We start from the raw sequence: 22,618 nt of genomic DNA, 5'->3' as shown, positions 1-22,618 counted from the left end.
GAGCAATCCCACTACTTCGTTGCAGCTATTTGTAAGGGAATAACCATTACTACATAACTGCGCCTTGTATTGGAATCGCTCAAGCACTCTGAAACCTGCATCTTGAATGGTGGCGGGTATAACTCTTATTTAGGAATTATTCATGAGTCAACATTTTGATTATATCGCCCTTGGTGCCGGCAGTGGCGGAATTGCTTCGATAAACCGTGCTGCTATGCATGGTAAGAAGTGCGCATTAATAGAAGCAAAAGCTTTGGGTGGTACTTGCGTTAATGTTGGTTGTGTTCCTAAAAAAGTAATGTGGTATGCCGGTCAAATTGCCGATGCCGTACATTACTCTCAAGACTACGGTTTTGATTTGACTGCAGGAAAACTAAACTGGGCGAAACTTGTTGAGAGTCGTCAAGCTTACATCTCTCGAATTCATCAGTCATATGACAATGGTCTGGCTAAAAATAATGTTACCGTTATTAATGGTTTTGGTAAATTTATTGATAAAAATACCATTGAAGTAAATGGCGAAACCTATACTGCAGACAACATTTTAATTGCTACGGGCGGGCGCCCTAGTGTGCCAGATATCCCAGGTGCTGAATATGGCATTACTTCTGATGGTTTTTTCGAATTAACTGAACAACCTAAACGCGTTGCTGTAGTTGGCGCGGGTTATATTGCTGTAGAAATTGCCGGAGTATTAAATGCTTTAGGCAGTGAAACAACATTATTAGTGCGTAAACATAAACCATTGCGTGATTTTGATGACATGATGTCAGACACCTTGGTTGAAATCATGGCAGCAGAGGGGCCAACACTTAAAACTCATTGTACTCCAAAAGAAGTCATTAAAAATGAAGACAACAGCTTAACTCTTGAGTTGGAAAATGGAGAAGCAATTACTGTTGATGCTCTTATTTGGGCCATAGGCCGAGAGCCTGCTACCGATAACATCAATATCAATGCGACAGGCCTAGAGTTAAATTCTCGCGGTTTTATCGATACTGACAAATACCAAAACACCAGCGTAGATAACATTTATGCTGTTGGTGACAACACCGGACGTGCACAGTTAACGCCGGTAGCGGTCGCGGCAGGGCGTCGTTTATCTGAGCGTTTATTTAATGGTAAAACCGATGAACATCTAGATTACAACTTGATCCCAACAGTGGTATTTTCACATCCAACAATTGGTACCATCGGATTAACTGAGCAGCAAGCGGTCGCTTCATTTGGTGATGAAGATATAACTGTTTACACATCGCAGTTTACTTCTATGTATACGGCTGTTACTCAGCATAGACAACCATGTCGAATGAAATTAATATGCCAAGGAAAAAATGAAAAAATTGTCGGTATGCATTGTATCGGACTTGGTAGTGATGAAATGCTACAAGGTTTTGCGGTGGCGGTAAAAATGGGCGCCACTAAAGCTGATTTTGATAACACAGTTGCAATTCACCCAACTGCAGCTGAAGAATTCGTTACTATGCGTTAACTTTCCAGATCGCAAATTCAACACGCCTGTTTATTAGAATTTTATTCGGATAAACAGGCTTTTTTTCTTCTTTATTTTGCCCACTAAAAAGCTGCAGTTCTTGTTTTCCTTACTCAATTTAGCTGCAAGCCTTTGCTTGACTGGGCAATCATTTTTTTTAATTAAAAGACGACTTTTAAATTAACTTATTTTATTAATATTATGTTAAATAAACGTTTGTTTTAAAAAACCTTTCTGCTAGTATCATTGTCCCATTTAGGAAAAATTAGCCTCAGTAGTATTTACCTTTTGGGATTTATGGAAAAATTATCCACATCTATTTTACCAATAATAATAAATAGAAACGGTCATTTGTAACTTCCGAACATCATAATTAACAAGCCTTACAGGCACTTTACACTCGCTAAGTTTCTTTGTAGCAGGTGGGCTTAGCAATTCCTTCAACAGACTTATCCACAGATGCTCGATATATTCATAGTTTTTTATGATTAGTACCAATACCAAACTCAGCAAATATATGGCATTCTATTGCCAGTAATTTTAAAGACAATAAAAAATATCATGACTCAATCTTCCCCTTATATTCTCGTTGACGGCTCGTCTTACTTATTTCGTGCTTATTATGTGCCTTATTTACAAGCGCTTTCGACAAAAGATGGTCATCCCACCGGTGCAATTACTGGCGTATTAAATATGATCAAAAGTCTGCAAAAAGATTATCCTACGGGAAAAATCGTTGTTATTTTTGATGCCAAAGGCAAAACCTTCCGCAATGATTTATATCCTGAATATAAAGCTAACCGTCCACCAATGCCTGATGACTTACGCTGCCAGATTGCGCCGCTTCATAAAATCATTAAAGCAATGGGCTTACCATTATTAGTTATAGATGGTGTAGAGGCAGATGATGTTATTGGTACCTTGGCAGACCAAGCCAGCAACCTTGGCTTAGAAACTGTAATTTCAACCGGCGATAAAGATATGGCACAGTTGGTTACCGAGCATGTTACCTTAATTAATACCATGACGAATGTGGCAATGGATGTTGATGGTGTAATTGAAAAGTTTGGCGTGCGCCCCGATCAAATAATCGATTACTTGGCGTTAATGGGCGATAAGGTGGATAACATCCCTGGTGTTGAAAAATGCGGCCCTAAAACCGCAGTAAAATGGCTCACCGCACATGAAAACTTAGACAATGTTATTGCCAATGCTGATTCTGTTAAAGGTAAAATCGGTGAAAACCTGCGAGCAGCCCTTGAACAATTACCGCTTTCTTATGAATTAGCTACAATCAAGCTGGATGTAGAACTGGAACAGCCGATTAATGAAATAGAAGCGATACCTGCAGATACCGATACATTACGTGAAATGTATACCGAGTTTGAACTTAAACGTTTGCTCGCCGATCTTGATAAAGGCAATACGACAAGTGATAACCCAACAGCAAAAAGTGCAGCACAAGAAACAGAAGTTGACGAAGAAGATGAATTGCCTGACGCCATTGAAAGTTCATACGACATCATTTTAAGCAAAGCAGATTTACAAACCTGGTTGGATAAATTAAACGCTTGTAACGAATTTGCCTTTGATACTGAAACCACTAGTGTCAACTATATGGAAGCCAAATTAGTAGGCTTGTCATTTGCTATTGAAGCTGGAAAAGCAGCTTATGTGCCACTTACTCATGATTATATCGATGCTCCAGAGCAATTAGAACTCGATTGGGTATTAGAACAATTTAAGCCATTATTAGAAAGCAGCAAAATTTTGAAGATCGGGCAGAATTTAAAATATGATACCAATGTGTTAAGTCATTATGGCATAACAATTCAAGGTATTGGTTTTGATACTATGCTTGAGTCCTATTGTTTAAACAGCGTGTCTACTCGCCATAACATGGACGCCTTGGCTGAGAAATACCTAGGCTACAAAACCGTACACTTTGAAGATATTGCCGGCAAAGGCAAGAAGCAACTTACCTTTAACCAAATAGATATCGAGCAAGCTGGTCATTATGCCGCCGAAGATGCTGATATTACTCTACGTTTACACCAAGCCATTTGGCCAAAATTAGCTAAACAAGCCGAGCAAAAGCAAGTTTTCAACGAAATCGAATTGCCACTTATGCCGGTGCTTGCGCGCATGGAACAAACGGGTGTACTAATTGATTCTGATTTATTAATCGAACAAAGTCATCAACTGGGCATGCGTTTAGATGAACTAGAAATCCAAGCGCACAATGTTGCCGGTAAAAGCTTTAACTTAAGCTCACCAAAACAATTACAAACAATTTTGTTTGAAGAGCAAGGCATACCGGTGATCAAGAAAACCCCAAAAGGTGCTCCCTCTACAGCTGAAGAAGTTTTACAAGAGCTGGCTTTAGATTACCCATTGCCTAAATTGATTATTGAGCATCGTGGTTTAAGTAAATTAAAATCTACTTATACAGATAAATTACCATTAATGGTGAGTGAAAAATCTGGACGAGTGCATACCTCTTATCATCAAGCAGTAACGGCAACTGGGCGTTTATCTTCAACCGATCCTAATCTACAAAACATTCCTATCCGTAGTGAAGAAGGCAAAAAAATTCGCCAGGCGTTTGTAGCTCCAACCGGTTATAAAATACTCGCAATAGATTATTCTCAAATTGAATTGCGTATTATGGCGCACTTATCGAATGATAAGGGTCTATTGTCTGCATTTGCTGAAGGTAGGGATGTTCACCAAGCAACTGCCGCTGAAATATTTAACATCGAATTGGAGCAAGTGACGGCAGATCACCGTCGTAGTGCTAAGGCAATAAACTTTGGCTTGATTTACGGTATGTCTGCGTTTGGTTTATCCAAGCAGCTAGGCATTGCTCGTGGTAAAGCACAAGACTATATGAACACCTACTTTGAACGCTACCCTGGCGTATTAGAGTATATGGAAGATACCCGACAACTAGCGACTGAACAAGGCTATGTTGAAACCTTATTTGGCCGTAGACTATTTCTACCTGAGATTAAATCTAGAAACGGTGCAAGACGCAAAGCCGCTGAACGGGCAGCAATAAATGCGCCTATGCAAGGTACCGCCGCAGACATTATTAAAAAGGCGATGATCGCAGTTGATAAATGGCTGATAGAAAATAATGATCCGCGCATAAAAATGACCATGCAGGTACATGATGAGCTAATTTTTGAAGTCGAAGAAAGCATAATTGTGGAAACAACCGAAAAATTAGTTGAAATTATGGACAATGCGGTGCAATTAAATGTGCCTTTAATCTCAGAGGCCGGTACTGGCGACAACTGGCAGCAAGCGCATTAAACAAACAAAAATGTAATAAAATTACAAAAAGTTACAGAAGCAGATAAAAAACAGCGTATAAATGCTGTTTTTTTTCATTTTTTTTACAAAAATGTAATAAAACTTAGAATAAATACTTTACAAGCTAGAGTTAACACTCTAATATAGCCTCATTCCTAACGGAATTCTTGTTGTAATAACTTTTGTTTTCTAGCTTCCCCATAAGCTTCTAACCAACGTCCTTGACGTTGGTTTTTTTTGCCTGAAATAAATAGGGTCAGATCTAAATTTAATTTTCTCTACACTCTTTAAAAATTCAAAACTATAAGAAAACAGCGCTCGTCATTAATACAAAATAAGCTTATTTTTTACCTTGGTAACGCGACATTGTGGAAACAATCGAAAAAACTGCCAGATTTATTAAAATTTCAGCATAAAAAAATACACCTTTAACCTCAAGACCACGAATAGCACCTGCTGCCAAACACTTTACTAGCCGAGCATTTATGTAATAAAACTACATAAACATTCAATCGACAAATAAAACTTAAGAAAAAAAGCCTATTTATTTCATATTTTTTACAAAAATGTAATAAAACTTAGAATAAATACTTTACAAACTAGAGTGAACACTCTAATATAGCCTCATTCCTAACGGAATTCTTGTTGTAATAACTTTTGTTTTCTAGCTTCCCCATAAGCTTTCTAACCAACGTCCTTGACGTTGGTTTTTTTTTGCCTGAAATATATGGGCAGTTTCAATACATAATTAAGTTGCTATTGCTGCACCCTACTTTACAAATTTAATACCCTTCTTGGTGATTTTCATCCTTGAAGTAAAAACAAAAAATTACTCTTCAGCAAATGTTCCCTACATTGTCCTAACAACATACATTGAGTATTAGTGCATTTTTCAATATAGACTATCCGAGGCAAAAAAAAGAGCCGTTAGGCTCTTTGTAAGAAATAAGTTTTAAATTACTCGTTTTCGTCGAATTCTTCTTCATCTTCAATATCGACCAATTCTTGATGTTCGATATTGATAAACCAGTCACTAATGGCGGCAGTAGCCTGTTCTAATCCAACTTTAGTTAATGATGAGAATGCTTGGACTTTGATATTGTCATGCATAGTCACACATTTCTTGCGAACTTGTAGTACTTCAGAATTTCGTTTACCGGGTTTTAATTTGTCAGCCTTAGTTAATAAAACTAAAGTTGGCAACTGACAATCATTGGCCCAGTTGATTAAGTCTACATCTAAATCTTTTAGCGGATGACGAATATCCATTAATAAGACCAAACCTTTTAAGCTCATCCGCTTTTCTAAATATTCAGCTAATGCTTTTTGCCATTTTTTCTTCATTTCTAAAGGAACTTTAGCAAACCCGTAACCTGGCAAATCAATTAATCGACGGTTTTCTCGAATATCAAAAACATTAATCAACTGGGTACGACCTGGGGTTTTACTTGTTCGGGCTAAAGCTTTCTGATTCGTTAGTGTGTTTAAAGCACTAGATTTACCCGCATTAGAACGACCGGCAAACGCAACCTCAATACCGCTGTCAGCGGGAAGTCGACGAATGTCAGGAGCACTAAGCTCAAATTTGGCAACATGTAAATTAACCAGAGGAGTTGTCAAAGCGGGATCCACCATAAATAAAAACATAAATAAAATAACTTATTCAATTATATCCTGTTTTTAACAATTTGAGGCAGTGTTTTTTTGTAATCGGGGTCACAAAGGCAATAAACTAATCTTTTTGTCGAAAATTAGCCATTAACCATTACACAAACGTGGGAATTGTGTAAAATAGCGTAAATTTTTTATCACTCTAGGTAAACTGAAAACATTAAACTTTGCTTTAACGTTTCAGATCACTTAGTAAAAAGCGCTTTTAAAGGGAATAATCAGTATAAAACTGAATTCCACGGTATTAACAGGCAGAACATCTATGAAAAAAATCATTATTTCAGCAATATTAGGTTGCGGGTTATTAGGCAATGCATTTGCTGCAGGCGATGCGACAGCAGGCAAAACTAAAGCAGCCGTTTGTGCGGGTTGTCACGGTGCAAATGGTATTGGTATTGCGGATGCTTACCCTAACCTGGCTGGCCAGCATGCTGATTACATTGCAAAGCAATTAAAAGCATTTAAAGATGGCTCTCGTAAAGACCCTGTTATGGCACCGATGGCTGCTGGTTTATCTGATCAAGATATGAGTGATATAGCAGCTTACTTTGCAACGTTCAGCCGTAGTGGTGAAAGTGCAACAGCAGCAACAGATTCTTCTTCAACATCTGCAACGCCGGCACCCGCTACCTTAGCAACGCCAACCATGGTTGCTGACGCAGCAACAGGTAAAAGTTTGTACGAAAATGGTGATACTGCTCGCGGTATCACTGCTTGTGTCGCTTGTCATGGTAAAGAAGGTAACTCGGATGTGCTGATTAACCCTAATCTTTCTAAGCAACATCCTGAATACATAGCAAAACAATTAAATGCATTTAAAGATGAAACACGCACTAACGTTTCAATGAATGTTGTTGCTAAAAACTTAACTGAGCAAGATGTTGCTGATTTAGGTGCTTACTTTAAAGACCCTGCAGCGGTAGCCACAGTGGCGGCTAAAAAGCCTTCTGCTGCAAAACTAACATTTATTGGTGATGTTGAAGCAGGTAAAGCTAAAGCGGCAATGTGTGCATCATGTCACGGCGCAGACGGTAATGCCTTAGTTGCTATGTATCCTAATTTGGCTGGCCAACATGAAAACTACCTTGCTAAACAGTTAGCTGATTTTAAAGCAGGCCCTGAAGGACGTAACGATCCAGTAATGGCAGGTATGGTCGCGGCTTTATCACCAACAGATATGCAAGACTTAGCGGCTTACTTTGCTAGCCAAAAAGCTAGAGTATCGACAACAGAAACGAATAAAGTTGGCATGGAATTATACCAAGGCGGTGACGCGACTCGAGCAATCACTGCTTGTATCGCCTGTCATGGTACTGACGGTAAAGGCGCAGCACTAGCTGGATTCCCTGCCGTTAGCAACCAAAATGTAGATTACTTGAAATCGCAGCTTGCTAAATTCCGCGATGGTACTCGTCATAATGATATGAATTCAATGATGGTAAACATTGCCGCAAAATTAACTGATGCTGATATTGCTGCAGTTGCTGAATATATGTCTTCTTTAAAATAAGCTAATACTTATTTCAGGACGGGACATCATCCTGAATTAAAAAAGCGACCTTTAGGTCGCTTTTTTGTTGTTCTACATACAAACATCTGTTTAAAAGTATTTTACTTAATCACATTTACTCTTCTGTTGTATCAGCAGTCTCTTGAGTTTGTTCCTGCTCTTCAACAGCTTTCTTCTCTTCTCCACCACAAGCGCCACAGCAACCCATAATATTCCCCTCTATTTAAAAGATAGGCTTATATTACTTGATTAATTTGGTCAGGTACTTGATAAGGATCAAAATCTGCTTATGTTAACCTTGTGTGAATTTCATGATAAACGATATGAGCTTGACCCGTATCAAGGTATTAATCCTATTTGCCTGTATACTTCGGTATAAATAATTAAATGAACCACAGAGAGACTATGCAAACCAACAAACGTTTATTACAAAAAATTTCCTCATTCTGTTCCATTTGTTGCTTTATTATTGCGGCTGTTGCCTGTGGTTTTTTAGTGATTAATTCTGCTGATGCCACTGAAATTTTTAAAGCGACCGTTGGCGCCACAACATTTTTCTTCTTTATGGTTGGCATTGTTTTACATGCAATAGGTGCCACCGATATCCCTGATTTGAAAATTAGAAAGGATGGTGCTTAACAAGGCATGTAAATATTTTCGATAAAAAAGGCTATTCATCACGAATAGCCTAAAGTTTTATTTGGAAGAGAGTTAGTTGTTAGAACTGGTAGCTGACACTAAAATCTATCGTTCTTGGTAAAATATAACGACCATTTGATGATAATGAATCACGCGGATCACCTTCAGTTAACGCATCTTCATCGGTTAAATTGCTCACCGCTAACTGCATTTGAACTTCATCAGTGATGTTCAACAGCAAGCCAATATCAACTTTTTCATAACCTTCTAATGTTACCGTATTTTCATTATTGGCATAACGATCGCCTACGGCAGAAACGGTACCGTAAATGGTCGCGTACATTCCGTTTGAAAAATCAATATCATAACTCGGTGTCATCCGTACTTGCCAGCTCGGCTGTCTTTGTGCTTCATTTCCTAGATTATCCGGGCTTTCGGTAATTTCGGTTTCTTGCACCGTTGAGTTCAAATTCACAGAGAAACCACCATCCGTGTAGTAATTTAAATCTAACTCAATACCATAGGCTTCGTTCGTTAATACTTGCGCCGGTGCTCCAGGCTGGGTGACAAAAGTGTCACCTTTTACTTCATTGAAAAATCCTGTGGCATACAATTCAAAATTGTCGCTGGCAAGTTTATAACCCAATTCATATTGGCTCACTTCTTTAATTAAATCTTCGCCATCTTGATAAGCACTAAAGTTATCTCTAAAATCATCAAAAAATGGCATTTTACTACCATCACTTACTCGGGCAAAGACCCCCTGCTTATCAGTAAACATCCAGTTAACACCAACAGTCCAGGCGGTGCTTGTTTCATCGTAGGATACCGCCTTGGTTATAACGCCATCTAAACCTTCATCAACGGTGTATTCAATTTCATGATTTTCGTTTCTTACACCGGCATCTATGGTGAGACTGTCAGTTATATCGTATGATGCTGCGGCGTAAAGCGCTTGGGTTGAGCCATCGCCAATACTGTTGATATCGTAGTTCCAACCACAACTATCTTGGTTATCATTACAATCAATGCCAGTTAACATTTCACCACCAGATTCAACCACATGATAGGCTTGATTGCCTAGTGCCCACCAATCTTTTGCGGAAAAGGTAGAATTGTAAAAACCGACAGTAAATGTGCCTTTGTCAAAACTTTTGGTTAAGGTGAAATCATTGGTGAATGCTTCAATTTCTTTTTTTACTACCCAACGGCCAATTTGTTGAACCATAGTAGAGCCATCATACTCAGCTCCTGTTACTGCACCAAAGGCAGTATTACCATTATCTGCCACTGTTGACAGCATGGCAGGATCACCATTTGGCACTAAACCATAGGTATCTGCATTACCTTTAGTATAAATAAAGCGGTCGACCAAATCCCAGCCATTGGCCAGCGTTAAGTCAACGCTACCACCAGAAACTGAACCATCCCAGCCTCGGCCTTTACCGAAATCTATTGTTTCTGTCGTGTTATCGGCACCATATTGAATAGTCGCCTGACGGTTGTTTGTACCAATTTGAGTATATTCATTATCAACTGAATCAACATTTAATGGCGAAGGTAGATACCAAACGCCGTGATCATCGGTTTGACGGGTATATAGGTTAATCTTACCATCGTCTAATTTTTTAGTAATGTTAATGGTAAATTGATTACCTTCTTCCGCATTAAAGCCTGCATCTCTAACTCCTGGAGAGCTTTTAATATAGCCACCAATCATGAAATATAAATCGTCGGCTAAGCTGCCACTTACGACACCATCAATGCGCTGTAAGCCATAATCCGAGGTTGAATATTTAACTAGCCCTTCGGTAAGTTCAGAGCCTTCTTTCAATAAGAAGTTGGTGGTTAAACCTGGTTGTCCATTTGATACTACCGGGTTTGGGCCACCACGTAGTGCTTCCATAAACTCAACCGTTTCATCCAAACGAAATAACGTAGAGTTTTCAAGAAAAGAAAGAGTTGGTGGTGGAAAAATGGGTGCCCCTTGCAGTTGAACTGTAAGAAACGGTGCATCTCCACCACCAGGGAAGCCACGAACAAATACGTTTGCTCCAGAAACACCACCTGAGCTTTCTGCCCATATACCCGGGACAGCCTTGAAAAGATCGGCGGTGCTTTTAGGTGCTAATTTTTTAATATCATCTTCAGAAAAAGAGCTGATGGCAAAACTTGCTTCTTCTTTTTTAACCGCTTTACCACTAAAAGTACCGGTAACAATAATTTTTTCAACATTATCATTAGTTGTATCTGCTGCCGGTTGCTCTGCCGCCAAACTTTGTTGAACTGTGCAGGTACATGCAATTACCATTGCAATGGACGTTAGTTTAAATGTATTGGTCATGTCTCGTTCTCTCTTAATATAACAACATTAACAAATGTTGCATTTATTGAATATTTTTCCTTCCCCGAATTAAATATAGATCCAAATGCAAACGTTTGCAATTAAATTTTGCAAACGTTTGTAATTTAATCTGCTTTCGATTGCAAAACTGGCTGATTATGTGATAATTCAACAAATGCTATCTAGGATGTAATTTCAATTGGCCAATGAAAATAAAATAACGTTAGCGGGACTAGCAAAACTAGCATCGGTTTCGACGTCTACTGTATCAAGGGCACTTAATGATAACCCTTTGATAAAAAAAGAAACTAGAGAACGATTACAGGCATTAGCGAAAGAGCATAATTTTAGTTTGAATCGCGCAGCCAGTCGCCTGCGAACCCAAAAAACCAATGTTGTCGCGGTTATTTTAAACCTGACAGACAGTACCGATCAGAGTATTAGCGATCCATTTCTACTGAAGGTTGTTGGCGATTTAAACCAAGAGCTTAACCAAATGGGTTATGAACTTTTACTTTCCAATTCATTAATGGCTACCGAAGATTGGGCTAATTATTTTATCAGCAGTAGCAGAGCTGACGGGATCATCGTCATTGGTCAGGGTAAAAGCACTGATAACATTGAAAAAGTAGCAAACTCTGGCGCACCTCTAGTGGTCTGGGGAGATCCTATAGGTTTATCGAACTATTCTGTTGTCGGGAGTAATAACGAATTAGGTGGCTATCTCGCGACTAAGCACTTGATTGAAGGCGCTTGTAAAAACATTCTATTTTTAGGTGATCCTGAACATGCCGAAATGAGCGAACGACATAAAGGTTATATTCGGGCATTAACAGAATTCAACCTTGATGTTCGCCGCAATTTGACTCTATCTTGTGATATTACCAGCAAAGCTGCCTACGATAAAATAGCAGCCGCCATTCTGGAAAAAGGATTATTTTTTGATGGTGTTGTTGCGACCAGTGATATGGTTGCATTAGGAGCCTTAAAGGCACTAAAAGAGCGCTACATAGGCATTCCAAGCGATGTTGGCATTGTAGGTTTTGACGATATTGCTATGGCAGAACTGTTGCATCCTTCTTTAACAACCATCAAGCAAGATACTAAATCGGCGGCAAAAATAATGGTGCAGCAACTTGTTAAACAACTTAATGGGCAAGCGGCACAATCAACTGTCATTGATATTGAATTGATTGAGCGTAACTCCTCTCGTACTCACTAATTGCTCATATTATTAAAAGGATTAATATCCAACAAATAATTGCAAACGTTTGCAATTATTTCATTTCGAATATAGACTGAGGGTAAATATCCACAAGATGAGTCTATTTGATGCCTCGATTTATTATCATTGCTGCAATTGCCACGAGTTACTTTGTCTTTGCTATATTACTCAATAGCGTAGGTACCGTTATTTTACAATCTATCAATAGTTTGGGGATAACTAAGCCGGAAGCGAGTACTTTAGAAGGCTTCAAAGACTTATCGATCGCATTTGTTTCATTTTTCATTGCATCACAAATCCCTCGAATCGGTTATAAAATGGCTTTAATGATAGGTTTGTTGATCGTAACCATTGCTTGTTTGGTTACCCCCATTGTCGGTAACTTTCTGATCATTAAGCTATTATTTGCCTGCATAGGTGTTTCATTTGCCTTAGTTAAAGTTTCCGTATATTCGATAATTGGCCAATTAACCAATTCAACCAAAGCACATTCATCATTGCTCAATACCATAGAGGGCATATTTATGCTTGGCAGTTTATCTGGTTATTGGTTATTCAGTTTATATGTCGACCCTTTATCGGCTGAGTCTACCGACTGGCTTAACGTATATTACCCACTTGCCGGAATAACGTTACTAACCTTATTATTGGTTGGCTTTTCTCCTATCAGTAAACCCAACACTGATAAAATTAAGTCATCTACTACTGAAGGTTTCGTTGACATGATAAGAATGAGCTATCAGCCTCTGGTACTGGTTTTTGTGATCTCAGTATTTCTTTATGTGTTAATCGAACAAGGCATCGGCACCTGGTTACCCACATTTAACAGTGAAATTTTACGACTACCAACTGACGTCAGTGTGCAAATGACCAGTATATTTGCCGCAGCTCTTGCTATTGGACGATTATTAGCGGGTCAAATATTGCGTTATATTAATTGGTATCCATTCTTAAATGGTTGTTTAGTCATGATGGTGATGATTATTCTGCTGATATTACCTTTAACCAGTGATCTGCCAAACCAGCCAGTGACCAACGTATTTAATGCACCTATTGCTGCTTACCTATTACCATTAATAGGCTTGATTATGGCACCTGTTTATCCTGTTTTAAATTCGGTGATGTTAAGTAGCTTAGAACGCTCAAAACATGCCGCGATGACAGGCTTAATCGTGATTTTTTCAGCTCTTGGTGGCACAACGGGCTCTATCATTACCGGTTTTATCTTTGCCGAATTTGGCGGGCAAAGAGCATTTTATATGTCTATCGTACCAATGGCGCTGATTTTAATTAGCTTATATTTCTTTAAAACCTCAACCCAAAAGCATTCTGTAGCTAAGCCGTAACATGAAAGGTATCGACATGGTAAAAACCAATTCATCTGCTCAAACATCTCAACTTGGTTTGGACTTTTTCAATAGTGAATTATTCAAAACCGTGCAAATCTCTCAGATTTTTGCAGACAGTAAAACCTTTGCTGATGCGATTCCGAAAGGACCGATAGATGAGATATTGCAACAATATGAAGTTAATAAACAAACTAATCATGAATTTAACCTGGAAGATTTCATCAGTGAGTTTTTCTTCCTACCGGAACAAACCGAGATATCGTCTAATCAGCGCGGTGTAAACGTTAAACAACATATTAAAATCCTATGGCAGCTATTACAGAAACCGGCAGATGAAGTAGATGAAAGCTCTTTATTACCACTTAAATACCCTTATGTAGTACCAGGCGGTCGCTTTCGAGAAATTTATTACTGGGACAGTTATTTTACCGCATTAGGCCTGATTGAATCTGGTCATGTTGCCCTGGTTGAATCGATGCTTGAGAACTTTATTGATTTGCAAACACGATTTGGATGCATTCCTAACGGTAATAGAAGTTATTACCTTTCTCGTTCACAACCACCAATTTTGGCGCTACTGGTTGAATTACTGTTGCCTATAAAAGCTGACAAGAACTCATTTTTATCTGCTCATATTAACGCAATTGAAGCTGAATATAATTTTTGGATGCATGGTAGTGAGCTATTATCTGATAACCACACTGAACAATCGCGAGTGGTTAAAATGCCTGACGGTAGTCTGTTAAACCGATACTGGGATGACAGTGCTACGCCTAGACCCGAATCGTATCGGGAAGACATGGAATTATCAGAAGGACTAACCGGCAAGGAAAAAATACGCTTTTATCGTAATGTTCGTGCCGCTTGTGAATCTGGTTGGGATTTTAGTTCGCGCTGGCTTGATGAATCTAATTCATTGACGTCAATTCGCACTAGCCGAATATTACCCGTAGATTTGAACTGCTTATTGTACAAACAAGAAATGTTGCTCTCAACCTACTACACAATGCTAGGTAAGGGTGGAAAAAGTTTAGTTTATTCTGACCTGGCTAAACAAAGAAAAGCGGCTATTTTAAGCCACATGTGGTCAGAGCATGAGGGATTTTTCTTAGATTATGATCTGGATAGACAAACTCATAGTCCAGTTAAATCATTGGCTGGCATACTGCCTTTATTCGTTGGTTTAGCTGAGCAAGCGCAAGCCGATAAGGTCGCAAAAGTGATTAACCAGCAATTTTTAAAAAAAGGCGGCTTAGTCACTACCGCTATTGAAAGCGAACAACAATGGGATGCTCCTAACGGTTGGGCACCTTTGCATTGGTTTGCGGTACAAGGACTCATAAAATATCAAAACAGGCCTCTGGCTGAAGACATTATGCAGCGGTGGTTATCTACGGTAGAAACATACTTTTCTCAGACGGGAAAAATGATGGAAAAGTACAACGTCTGTCAACTGTCGAATACCGCCAGCGGTGGAGAGTATACTGTACAAGAAGGTTTTGGTTGGACAAATGGGGTAAGCCAAGCTTTTTATAATGAATTAAAGAAATAACTTTAGTTAACCGAGTAGAGGGTACCTTTTTAATGCACAAGATTTTGTAACAAATAAATACTGGATATTGTTAAGTCGTTTTAGTTAAAGTCTTTGACTACGATGAAGTTTTAATAAAAATGGCTATCCAAAGTTATTTCTTATCATGTTCATTAACCAAAGGAAAATATATGATGCGCTTGCTGCTCATTTTAACATTGCACTTTATCGGCGTAGCTCAAGCAAAAGAGGCTATTGTTGCTGGCTATGTTGATAGTCATCATTCAGATATATTGAAACAGGATCGCCGCTTCATGATCGGTTTACCTGAAAATTATCATGATAATGCCCTTTCTTACCCTACCCTATATGTCATTGATGGTGACTTTCAATTTCAACATGTTTCAGCGGTTGTCAAAAACTTATCACGTATGGGGAAAATTCCGCCAATGATTGTCATTGGTATAGCGACTCAGGGCAATGCGGATTATATTTACCAAACCACTTGGCGGATCAAAGGTGAACAAGATTACGGCGGCGCGTCAACTTTCTATCAATACATCACGGATGAATTAATACCCTATATTGATGATAACTACCGCTCTAACAGCAATAGAATAATGTCTGGCTATTCATTAGGGGGGTTATTTACCACCTATACAATGGTACAAAATAATACGCCTTTTAATGCCTTTTTAGCAATGAGCCCTAGCTACTGGTTTGATGATTACTCCGCAGAAAAATCTATTGCAAACTATATTGGTGAATATTATAGACAGTATAAAAATCCCCCTTCACCGCTATTTTTGTCGGTTGCTAATGAGCAAGGAATGGGTGTAGATAAAGTCTATAAAAGCCTTAATGAACAAAACATAAATGATTGGAAATTAATCTATAAACAATATCCTGACGAAAACCACTTTAGTACTGCGTTGCCAGCACTACACGATGCATTGGGATATTTATTTGCAGGCTATTACGAAGACGGTTATGAACTGCAGGCCCATAAAGATGTGTTTGCTGTGCTAGCAACATTTGAAAATAAAAAGAAAAATTATAATGGTTTTAGAATCGAGTGGTTACAAGCCTACAAGTTTTCCAAGTATGTATTCGGTTCAAAGCAAACGGATAAAATTGAAGAAATTTTGACGATCATTAATCAACAATTTCCAAACTCAATAGTCAATGTAACTAATTACTTGGCGAAAGGTTTTAATGCTAAAAAACAATTTCAAAAAGCACAAGACATTTTAGATCGTGTAAAAGCTGAGGGTGCAAAAATAGCTTTATGGCATCATCAATACAGTTTAGCTTTAGCAGGGCTTGGCCAAATAGAGCTTGCTGATAAAGCTCAAACAAAAGCAATGACCTTAGCTCAGCAACAAAAGCTACCTATGTGGCAAATATGGGAAATGAAGTAACTTAGTACTAATTTGTACTTATACTTTTATTTGCTTATGGTTGGTAAGCTTTCATAAATAAGTCTACTGTGCGATCAATATGCTGAACAATTTCGTCATCGGTTATTTTTACACTGGGCATTAATATCGCCTTAAGGTGTAAACCTCCTTTAGACATTTCAATTAGCATTTGAGCGGCAAAACTGCAGTCGTCAATTACCAATGTGCCTTGCTTATTTAGGTAGGCTAAGTAATCTGCTAGTGGAGTGCATCCTTTTAAAGGCCCTCGCTCATAAATAAGCTGGCCAACTTCGGGGATTTTTGGCACAACTTGAGTTACTAATCTAAACAACGAGACCAGAGTTTCAGATAACATCCCTTGTACAAACCGTACTACAACTTCTTTTAGTGCAGCACTCGGCTCTAGATCATATTTGATAGCAGCAATAGTATCTATCTGAATCGCAACTTGCTGCTGCATAACCGCCATCAACAAGCCTTGCTTATTATTGAATTCATTGTAAATAGAACGCCGCGAACCACCAGCTTCACTGATGATCATTTCAAGAGACGTTTCATCAAAACCATGTTTGAGAAATAATTTTTGCGCTGCAGCGAGTATTAATTGCCCACGCGCACTTAATCCATTTTTATGTTTTTGTTCACAATTTAGCATTATTGCATTAACACTTTTATAATATTTGTTGACATTGGTACTACATAGTACCAGAATACGCGGTACTTGGCAGTACCAATTTACTTATTCGGGTTTATTTACTTAACTCATTAGTAGCCTTCATCATTGGAATTATTATGCGTATTTTATTAACTATCCTGTTAGCCTCAGTTTTACTGGGCTGTAATGAGCAAGCCGTTGTCACAGAAAAGGCTATTCGTCCGATTGCTTGGAGTAAAGTTTCAGAGACTAATTTAAAACAGTTACGCACTTTATCAGGAGTCGTTGCTCCCGTTGAAGCAACCAATTTAAGCTTTGAAGTAATTGGTAAAGTAGAAACAGTTGAGGTTCAACTTGGTGAAATAGTAATAGCTGGTCAGGTACTAGCGCAATTAAACCATCGCAGCTTTGATCTCAGCTTACAATCAGCACAAGCTCAGTTAGATAAAGCAAATGCGGCAATGGCTGAAGCTAAAAACACATTTGAACGTTATGACAAATTGGTGAAGCAAGGGTTAGTCTCGCAATCTGGGTTTGATAATGCCAAAGCCACTTATGATTCAAATAAAAGTGCCGTAGGTGTCGCCCAAGCACAGGTTGACATTGCCAATAAGAACTTGCAAGACAGTACCCTTCTCGCGCCTTATGATGGCGTTATTACCAAGCGTTTAATTGAGCCCTCTCAACAAATTGGCGCTGGCCAAGCCGCTTTCGAAGTTGAAGGTAATCATGGTTTTGAAATTGAAGTGCTCGTCCCCGAAACCCTAATTCAAGAGTTAAAACAAGACACATTCTTGGCTATTCGTTTTCCAGTGTTAACTGGTGTCACGATGCAGGGCCGTATCAACGAAATTGGTACTCGTGCACAATCAGCGAATGCCTTTCCTGTTACGGTAATTTTGGCCGAAACCAATAATAAGTTACGTGCAGGAATGACCGCTGAGGTCGATTTTGTTTTTGATGGTATCGGGCGTACTGGCTACAAAGGCAAAACGATTGCTGTTCCCATGACCGCATTACGTGCTGGCTTAGATCAAAAATCTTATGTCTTTGTCTATGATATTGAGGCCAGTGTTGTTCGTTTACGTCAAGTGCAGACGGAAAATATTCTTAATAACTTAGTCTATTTATCAAGTGGCTTATCTGATGGAGAAATAATAGCTACCGCCGGCGTTGCTTTTTTGCGTGATGGTCAGCAGGTAACTCTATTAGACAACTCTACACAGCGGTTTAATTAAAGGGGTTATGATGAACTTTACTGAAATCGCTTTTAATTATCGTAAAACGGTTCTACTCGTCGTAGGTTTATTATTGATTAACGGCGTATTTGCTTACTTTACCCTGCCAGCGCAAGAAGACCCTACTATCACCATACGAGAAGCTATCGTAAGTACTGCATTCCCAGGTATGGCACCTGATCGGGTAGAACAGCTCATTACCAAAAAGCTTGAAGAAGAAATTCGTAAAATTGCAGAGGTAAAAGAAATTAGATCAACCTCTTCTACAGGACTGTCTACCATACACGTAAAAGTTTACGACAAGTATTTTAATCTTGATGAAATATGGCAAGACTTGCGTAATAAAACCGCAGCTGCCCATGCAAATATGCCACAAGGGGCTTCTCTGCCATTTGTTAATGATCAATTTGGTGATGTTTCGGTCATTACTCTGGCCCTTACGGCTGATGGTTTTGATATGGGGAAAATGTATGATATCGCTCAACATATAAGAGATACATTATATGCTGTAACAGGCACCAAGAAAATCGATATTATGGGCCGCAGAGCCGAACGAATCTTTATTGAAATTTCCAATACAAAGCTTTCTCAGCTAGGTATTGCGCCAACAACAATAATTAACGAACTGCGCAACCAAAATATAATTCAATCTGGTGGGCAAATAGACACTGGAGCAAGAAGCTTTATTATCGAACCATCGGGCAACTTTATTAAGTTTGAAGATATCGCCAACACCCAAATTAGCATTCCAAACAGTGAAAACTATATAACTTTAAAAGACATCGCGACACTGCGTAGAGACTTTATTGATCCGCCCGATAAGTTGGCCTATTTCAACGGTCAACCGGCAATATTCTTCGCTACATCAATGCTAGCCGATAACAATATTTTAGAATATGCACCCCGCTTTATGAAACATGTTGAGCAAATTACGGCGACATTACCGATTGGCTACCAACTTGATGTTGCCACGTTTCAAGCTGAGCAAGTTGAAAAAACCATTAACGGTGTTTCTAGCAATGTAATACAAACTCTGGCTATTGTTCTGGTGGTGGTTATTGTATTTTTAGGCCTCAGAACTGGTCTGATCGTCGGTGCAATTGTGCCTTTTGTTATGTTAGCTACGCTGTCAATTATGCAATTTACTGAGATGAAATTAGAGCGCATGAGTTTAGCGACTTTGATCATATCACTAGGCTTGTTAGTTGATAATGGTATTGTCATCGCAGAAGACTTTAAGCGTCGATTAGAATTAGGCATCAAGCGATACGATGCAATGTTACAAGGTAGCAAAGAATTAGCCATACCTTTACTGAGCTCATCTGCGACCACTATTTTATTCTTTTTACCGCTAATGTTGGCCGAACATGTAGCCGGTGAATTTACTCGTTCAGTTTCATTAGTAATATTAATTACCTTGTTAACCAGTTGGGTATTAGCTTTATGTGTTACCCCACTACTTTGTTATTTCTTCATTAAACATGAAAGTAATCAAACTCAACAGTTAACCAGTACTGGGGCGTCTCCAAGTAAGTTAATGGATAATATATATCAAGGTTATGAACGGTTTTTGCATTGGGTTTTAACTCATAAAGCACTGTTTATGACTGTAATGTTGGCCTTATTTATTGCTTCGATATTTAGCATGCAGTTTGTCGCCAAACAGTTCTTTCCAGATTCCGACCGTACCCAAATTGTAGTGAACATCGATTTACCTAATGGTACCTCCTCAAAAGAAACTGATCGGCAAATGCGAGATATATTCACTTGGCTAAATACAGCCCCTGATCTTGAATTTATCGAAAGCTATTCAGGTTATGTTGGCTTTAGTGGTCCAAGATTTGTGTTATCACTTAATCCGGAAGATCCAGCAGCAAATAAAGGCTTCATTGTGTTAAATGTTGCAGAGCATACTGATGTAACGGCAAAAGTGGCTGAATTGGATACTCGCCTAGAACATACTTTTGTGAATGTATCGGCGCGGGTAAAGAAAATGTTTTTAGGGCCGTCTGACTCCAGTACGATTAAGATCCAAGTAAAAGGGCCTGACAAAAACGTTATTTACAGAAAAGCCCAACAAATCATGGACGTGTTACATCAACAACCTGACACTGTTGACGTAAGAAATGATTGGGAAAACTTAATCACTAAAATTGATGTGCAAATTGATCAACATCGCGCAAAGCGTGCGGGCTTAAGCTCTAATGACATTGCGCAAGCACTTGAAGCCTATTTTTCCGGCGCACAAATTACCGAATTCAGAGAGGATGATGAGATTATCCCTGTAGTATTTCGCGCACAAGAAGCCGAGCGATACAATCTTGATCGGCTAAGAACGCTTAATATTTATTCTGAAAAAACAGGCAAAGCAATTCCTTTATTTCAAGTGGCTACGTTAGCACCAATCAATCAATTTTCAGTGATTCAACATGAGGATATGTTCACCACCATTAGTGTTGAAGCGCGTAATACTAGGGTTGCCGCAGAGGATCTGAAATTACTGATTGATGATAAAATAAACGCCTTAAGAGCTGACCTTCCTGTCAATCATAGCATTGAATATGGCGGGGTAATTATTGACTCACAAGATGCTCAAAAAGCGTTAAGCGCAAGCATGCCAATGGTGTTGGGGTTTATCCTTATCTTACTCGTTGCCCAGTTTAATTCATTTAGAAAAGCAGCGGTGATCACCTTAACCATTCCACTGTCTTTTATCGGTGCCGTTATCGGCTTGCAAATAATGCAAGCGCCATTTGGGTTTATGGTAACCCTTGGTTTATATAGCTTAGCCGGTATTATTATCAATAATGCCATAGTCTTAATTGACCGGATAAAGATAGAGATATCAGAAGGTAAAAGTGATTATCAAGCTGTTATTGATGCTTGTTTAACTCGTTTGCGTCCTATTACGATGACAACTATCACCACTGTGATGGGACTACTGCCATTAATTATTGGTAACGATGCGATGTTTTACGGCATGGCTAACGTCATCGCATTTGGCTTGGGTATCGGCACTATTTTAACCCTTGGCGTTGTACCCGTACTTTATTGCAGTTTTTATAAAGTTAAAGCGAGTTGACACCTCGCTTTATATTTCTTTTTTCTATTTAGGTTATACCAATCAAAATGATCAGATATTTATGCTGGTTGGTATTAACCCTTTTCATCAACAAGTTTTGCTAAATCAACAATAACCTTGGCTTGCTTCCAAGTAGCATCGTCTTGCATTTTACCGTCAATCATTACTGCACCCGTGCCATCTGGCATGGCTTCAAGTATACGTTTAGCAAAAACTACTTCTTCAGGGTCTGGTGAAAACACCTCTTTGGCGATTTCAATTTGTTTTGGATGCAAAGACCAAGCACCCATGCAGCCTAATAAAAAGGCATTTCGAAATTGCGCTCGACAGGCATCATTATCTGAGAAGTCACCAAAGGGACCATAAAAAGGCTTGATTCCATTGGCCATACACGCATCGACCATTTTGGCTATGGTGTAATGCCATGGATCTTGTTGGAAGAATGCGCGATCAGCACCATCTGCAGTTGGATCAGCCAACATGCCATAAAAAGGATGACCACCACCTACACGAGTGGTTTTCATTCCGCGTGAAGCGGCCAAATCAGCTGGGCCAAGACTCATACCGTGCATGCGAGGACTAGCAGCAGCAATGTCTTCGACGTTTTTCACACCTTCTGCCGTTTCTAAAATAGCGTGAATTAACACCGGTTTTTTAATATTATTTCTAGCTTCTAATTGGGCTAAGAGTTGATCTAAGTAATGAACATCCCAGGCGCCATCTACTTTTGGCAACATAATCACGTCTAACTTATCGCCAATAGCATTCATCAACTCTGTAATGTCCTCTAAGCCCCATGGTGAGTTTAAGCAGTTAATACGTACCCACAAACCAGTAGAGCCAAAATCGGTACTTTGGGCGACTTCTATCAAGCCTGCGCGTGCAGCCTCTTTCGAGTCAGCGGGTATCGCATCTTCCAAATTACCTAAAATCACATCAACATTTTTTGCCATTTCCGGCACTTTGTTGCGCATTTTTTCAATCTGTGGCGGAAAAAAGTGAATCATTCGCTCCAAGCGCGTAGGTAACTCCTGATATGGTTTTGGCGCGCCAACAGCCAGAGCTTTAAAAAAGTTTCTTGGGGTTTTGGTTTGCATTAATTCGTTCTCCATTAACTTTTATGTAATCGGCCTATAAATGCCG

Annotated in this window: 15 protein-coding genes; 10 read left to right on the top strand and 5 right to left on the bottom strand. The window is 39.0% G+C overall.

Going from position 1 to position 22,618, the window contains the following annotated elements; translation table 11 throughout:
• Nucleotides 1–142: 142 nt before the first annotated feature.
• Together gorA and polA are read left to right on the top strand one after the other, a co-directional pair.
• A complete protein-coding gene (gorA, locus tag RI844_RS14270) occupies nucleotides 143–1,492 on the top strand; it encodes a glutathione-disulfide reductase (RefSeq protein ID WP_348395338.1) in 1,350 nt (449 codons plus the stop codon).
• A gap of 561 nt (nucleotides 1,493–2,053) precedes the next feature.
• Nucleotides 2,054–4,810: a DNA polymerase I gene (gene polA / locus RI844_RS14265; protein ID WP_348395337.1), complete on the top strand. Its 2,757-nt coding sequence runs from the start codon at nucleotides 2,054–2,056 to the stop codon at nucleotides 4,808–4,810.
• Between the two features lie 340 nt (nucleotides 4,811–5,150).
• Here polA and RI844_RS14260 read toward each other — a convergent pair whose 3' ends face one another.
• Together RI844_RS14260 and yihA are read right to left on the bottom strand one after the other, a co-directional pair.
• The gene (locus RI844_RS14260) at nucleotides 5,151–5,273 is read right to left on the bottom strand and encodes a hypothetical protein (protein WP_348395336.1); all 123 of its coding nucleotides are present in this window, start codon (nucleotides 5,271–5,273) and stop codon (nucleotides 5,151–5,153) included.
• Between the two features lie 494 nt (nucleotides 5,274–5,767).
• Nucleotides 5,768–6,445 carry a ribosome biogenesis GTP-binding protein YihA/YsxC gene (yihA, locus tag RI844_RS14255; RefSeq protein WP_405054488.1) on the bottom strand — a complete coding sequence of 226 codons (678 nt, stop codon included), beginning with the start codon at nucleotides 6,443–6,445 and terminating at the stop codon, nucleotides 5,768–5,770.
• 298 nt (nucleotides 6,446–6,743) lie between these two features.
• Between yihA and RI844_RS14250 the strand changes: the two genes are divergently transcribed.
• On the top strand, nucleotides 6,744–7,991 hold the full coding sequence (locus RI844_RS14250; RefSeq protein WP_348395334.1) for a c-type cytochrome: 1,248 nt from the start codon (nucleotides 6,744–6,746) through the stop codon (nucleotides 7,989–7,991).
• Nucleotides 7,992–8,396: 405 nt separating this feature from the next.
• Complete coding sequence (locus RI844_RS14245) at nucleotides 8,397–8,630, top strand: hypothetical protein (protein WP_348395333.1); 234 nt, start codon at nucleotides 8,397–8,399, stop codon at nucleotides 8,628–8,630.
• Nucleotides 8,631–8,709: 79 nt separating this feature from the next.
• Here the strand turns inward: RI844_RS14245 and RI844_RS14240 are convergent, their stop codons facing one another.
• Nucleotides 8,710–10,974, bottom strand: coding sequence for a TonB-dependent receptor (locus tag RI844_RS14240; protein WP_348395332.1), 2,265 nt, complete (start codon nucleotides 10,972–10,974; stop codon nucleotides 8,710–8,712).
• Between the two features lie 199 nt (nucleotides 10,975–11,173).
• Here RI844_RS14240 and RI844_RS14235 point away from each other — a divergent pair, with 199 nt between their 5' ends.
• The 4 genes from RI844_RS14235 (at nucleotide 11,174) to RI844_RS14220 (ending at nucleotide 16,500) form a co-directional block, all read left to right on the top strand.
• Nucleotides 11,174–12,196 carry a LacI family DNA-binding transcriptional regulator gene (locus RI844_RS14235; RefSeq protein WP_348395331.1) on the top strand — a complete coding sequence of 341 codons (1,023 nt, stop codon included), beginning with the start codon at nucleotides 11,174–11,176 and terminating at the stop codon, nucleotides 12,194–12,196.
• A gap of 110 nt (nucleotides 12,197–12,306) precedes the next feature.
• Nucleotides 12,307–13,545, top strand: a complete 1,239-nt coding sequence (locus RI844_RS14230) for an MFS transporter (RefSeq protein WP_348395330.1) — start codon at nucleotides 12,307–12,309, stop codon at nucleotides 13,543–13,545.
• 16 nt (nucleotides 13,546–13,561) lie between these two features.
• Complete coding sequence (treF, locus tag RI844_RS14225) at nucleotides 13,562–15,100, top strand: alpha,alpha-trehalase TreF (RefSeq protein ID WP_348395329.1); 1,539 nt, start codon at nucleotides 13,562–13,564, stop codon at nucleotides 15,098–15,100.
• Nucleotides 15,101–15,270: 170 nt separating this feature from the next.
• Nucleotides 15,271–16,500: an alpha/beta hydrolase gene (locus RI844_RS14220; RefSeq protein ID WP_348395328.1), complete on the top strand. Its 1,230-nt coding sequence runs from the start codon at nucleotides 15,271–15,273 to the stop codon at nucleotides 16,498–16,500.
• Between the two features lie 34 nt (nucleotides 16,501–16,534).
• Here the strand turns inward: RI844_RS14220 and RI844_RS14215 are convergent, their stop codons facing one another.
• Nucleotides 16,535–17,155, bottom strand: coding sequence for a TetR/AcrR family transcriptional regulator (locus RI844_RS14215; protein ID WP_348395327.1), 621 nt, complete (start codon nucleotides 17,153–17,155; stop codon nucleotides 16,535–16,537).
• Between the two features lie 137 nt (nucleotides 17,156–17,292).
• On the opposite strand from RI844_RS14215, the gene RI844_RS14210 reads away from it, so the two are divergent.
• A complete protein-coding gene (locus tag RI844_RS14210; protein ID WP_348395326.1) occupies nucleotides 17,293–18,393 on the top strand; it encodes an efflux RND transporter periplasmic adaptor subunit in 1,101 nt (366 codons plus the stop codon).
• Nucleotides 18,394–18,403: 10 nt separating this feature from the next.
• Nucleotides 18,404–21,475, top strand: coding sequence for an efflux RND transporter permease subunit (locus tag RI844_RS14205; RefSeq protein ID WP_348395325.1), 3,072 nt, complete (start codon nucleotides 18,404–18,406; stop codon nucleotides 21,473–21,475).
• A gap of 74 nt (nucleotides 21,476–21,549) precedes the next feature.
• On the opposite strand, the gene RI844_RS14200 is transcribed toward RI844_RS14205, so the two are convergent.
• The gene (locus RI844_RS14200; protein WP_348395324.1) at nucleotides 21,550–22,572 is read right to left on the bottom strand and encodes an HpcH/HpaI aldolase/citrate lyase family protein; all 1,023 of its coding nucleotides are present in this window, start codon (nucleotides 22,570–22,572) and stop codon (nucleotides 21,550–21,552) included.
• Nucleotides 22,573–22,618 lie beyond the last annotated feature (46 nt).

Origin of the sequence: Thalassotalea fonticola, from assembly GCF_032911225.1 — a bacterium.
In the GTDB taxonomy this organism is placed as follows: Bacteria; Pseudomonadota; Gammaproteobacteria; order Enterobacterales; family Alteromonadaceae; genus Thalassotalea_A; species Thalassotalea_A fonticola.
The sequence above is the reverse complement of the archived record's forward strand: the minus strand, read 5'-3'. Positions and strand labels throughout refer to the sequence as shown.

What these genes read in the sequence shown, in the direction of transcription:
- RI844_RS14245 (WP_348395333.1), top strand. Translation starts at nt 8,397, where the DNA reads ATGCAAACCAACAAACGTTTATTACAAAAAATTTCCTCATTCTGTTCC.
- RI844_RS14220 (WP_348395328.1), top strand. Translation starts at nt 15,271, where the DNA reads ATGATGCGCTTGCTGCTCATTTTAACATTGCACTTTATCGGCGTAGCT.
- treF (WP_348395329.1), top strand. Translation starts at nt 13,562, where the DNA reads ATGGTAAAAACCAATTCATCTGCTCAAACATCTCAACTTGGTTTGGAC.
- RI844_RS14240 (WP_348395332.1), bottom strand. Translation starts at nt 10,974, where the DNA reads ATGACCAATACATTTAAACTAACGTCCATTGCAATGGTAATTGCATGT.
- RI844_RS14230 (WP_348395330.1), top strand. Translation starts at nt 12,307, where the DNA reads ATGCCTCGATTTATTATCATTGCTGCAATTGCCACGAGTTACTTTGTC.
- yihA (WP_405054488.1), bottom strand. Translation starts at nt 6,445, where the DNA reads ATGGTGGATCCCGCTTTGACAACTCCTCTGGTTAATTTACATGTTGCC.
- RI844_RS14205 (WP_348395325.1), top strand. Translation starts at nt 18,404, where the DNA reads ATGAACTTTACTGAAATCGCTTTTAATTATCGTAAAACGGTTCTACTC.
- RI844_RS14250 (WP_348395334.1), top strand. Translation starts at nt 6,744, where the DNA reads ATGAAAAAAATCATTATTTCAGCAATATTAGGTTGCGGGTTATTAGGC.
- RI844_RS14200 (WP_348395324.1), bottom strand. Translation starts at nt 22,572, where the DNA reads ATGCAAACCAAAACCCCAAGAAACTTTTTTAAAGCTCTGGCTGTTGGC.
- gorA (WP_348395338.1), top strand. Translation starts at nt 143, where the DNA reads ATGAGTCAACATTTTGATTATATCGCCCTTGGTGCCGGCAGTGGCGGA.
- RI844_RS14215 (WP_348395327.1), bottom strand. Translation starts at nt 17,155, where the DNA reads ATGCTAAATTGTGAACAAAAACATAAAAATGGATTAAGTGCGCGTGGG.
- polA (WP_348395337.1), top strand. Translation starts at nt 2,054, where the DNA reads ATGACTCAATCTTCCCCTTATATTCTCGTTGACGGCTCGTCTTACTTA.
- RI844_RS14210 (WP_348395326.1), top strand. Translation starts at nt 17,293, where the DNA reads ATGCGTATTTTATTAACTATCCTGTTAGCCTCAGTTTTACTGGGCTGT.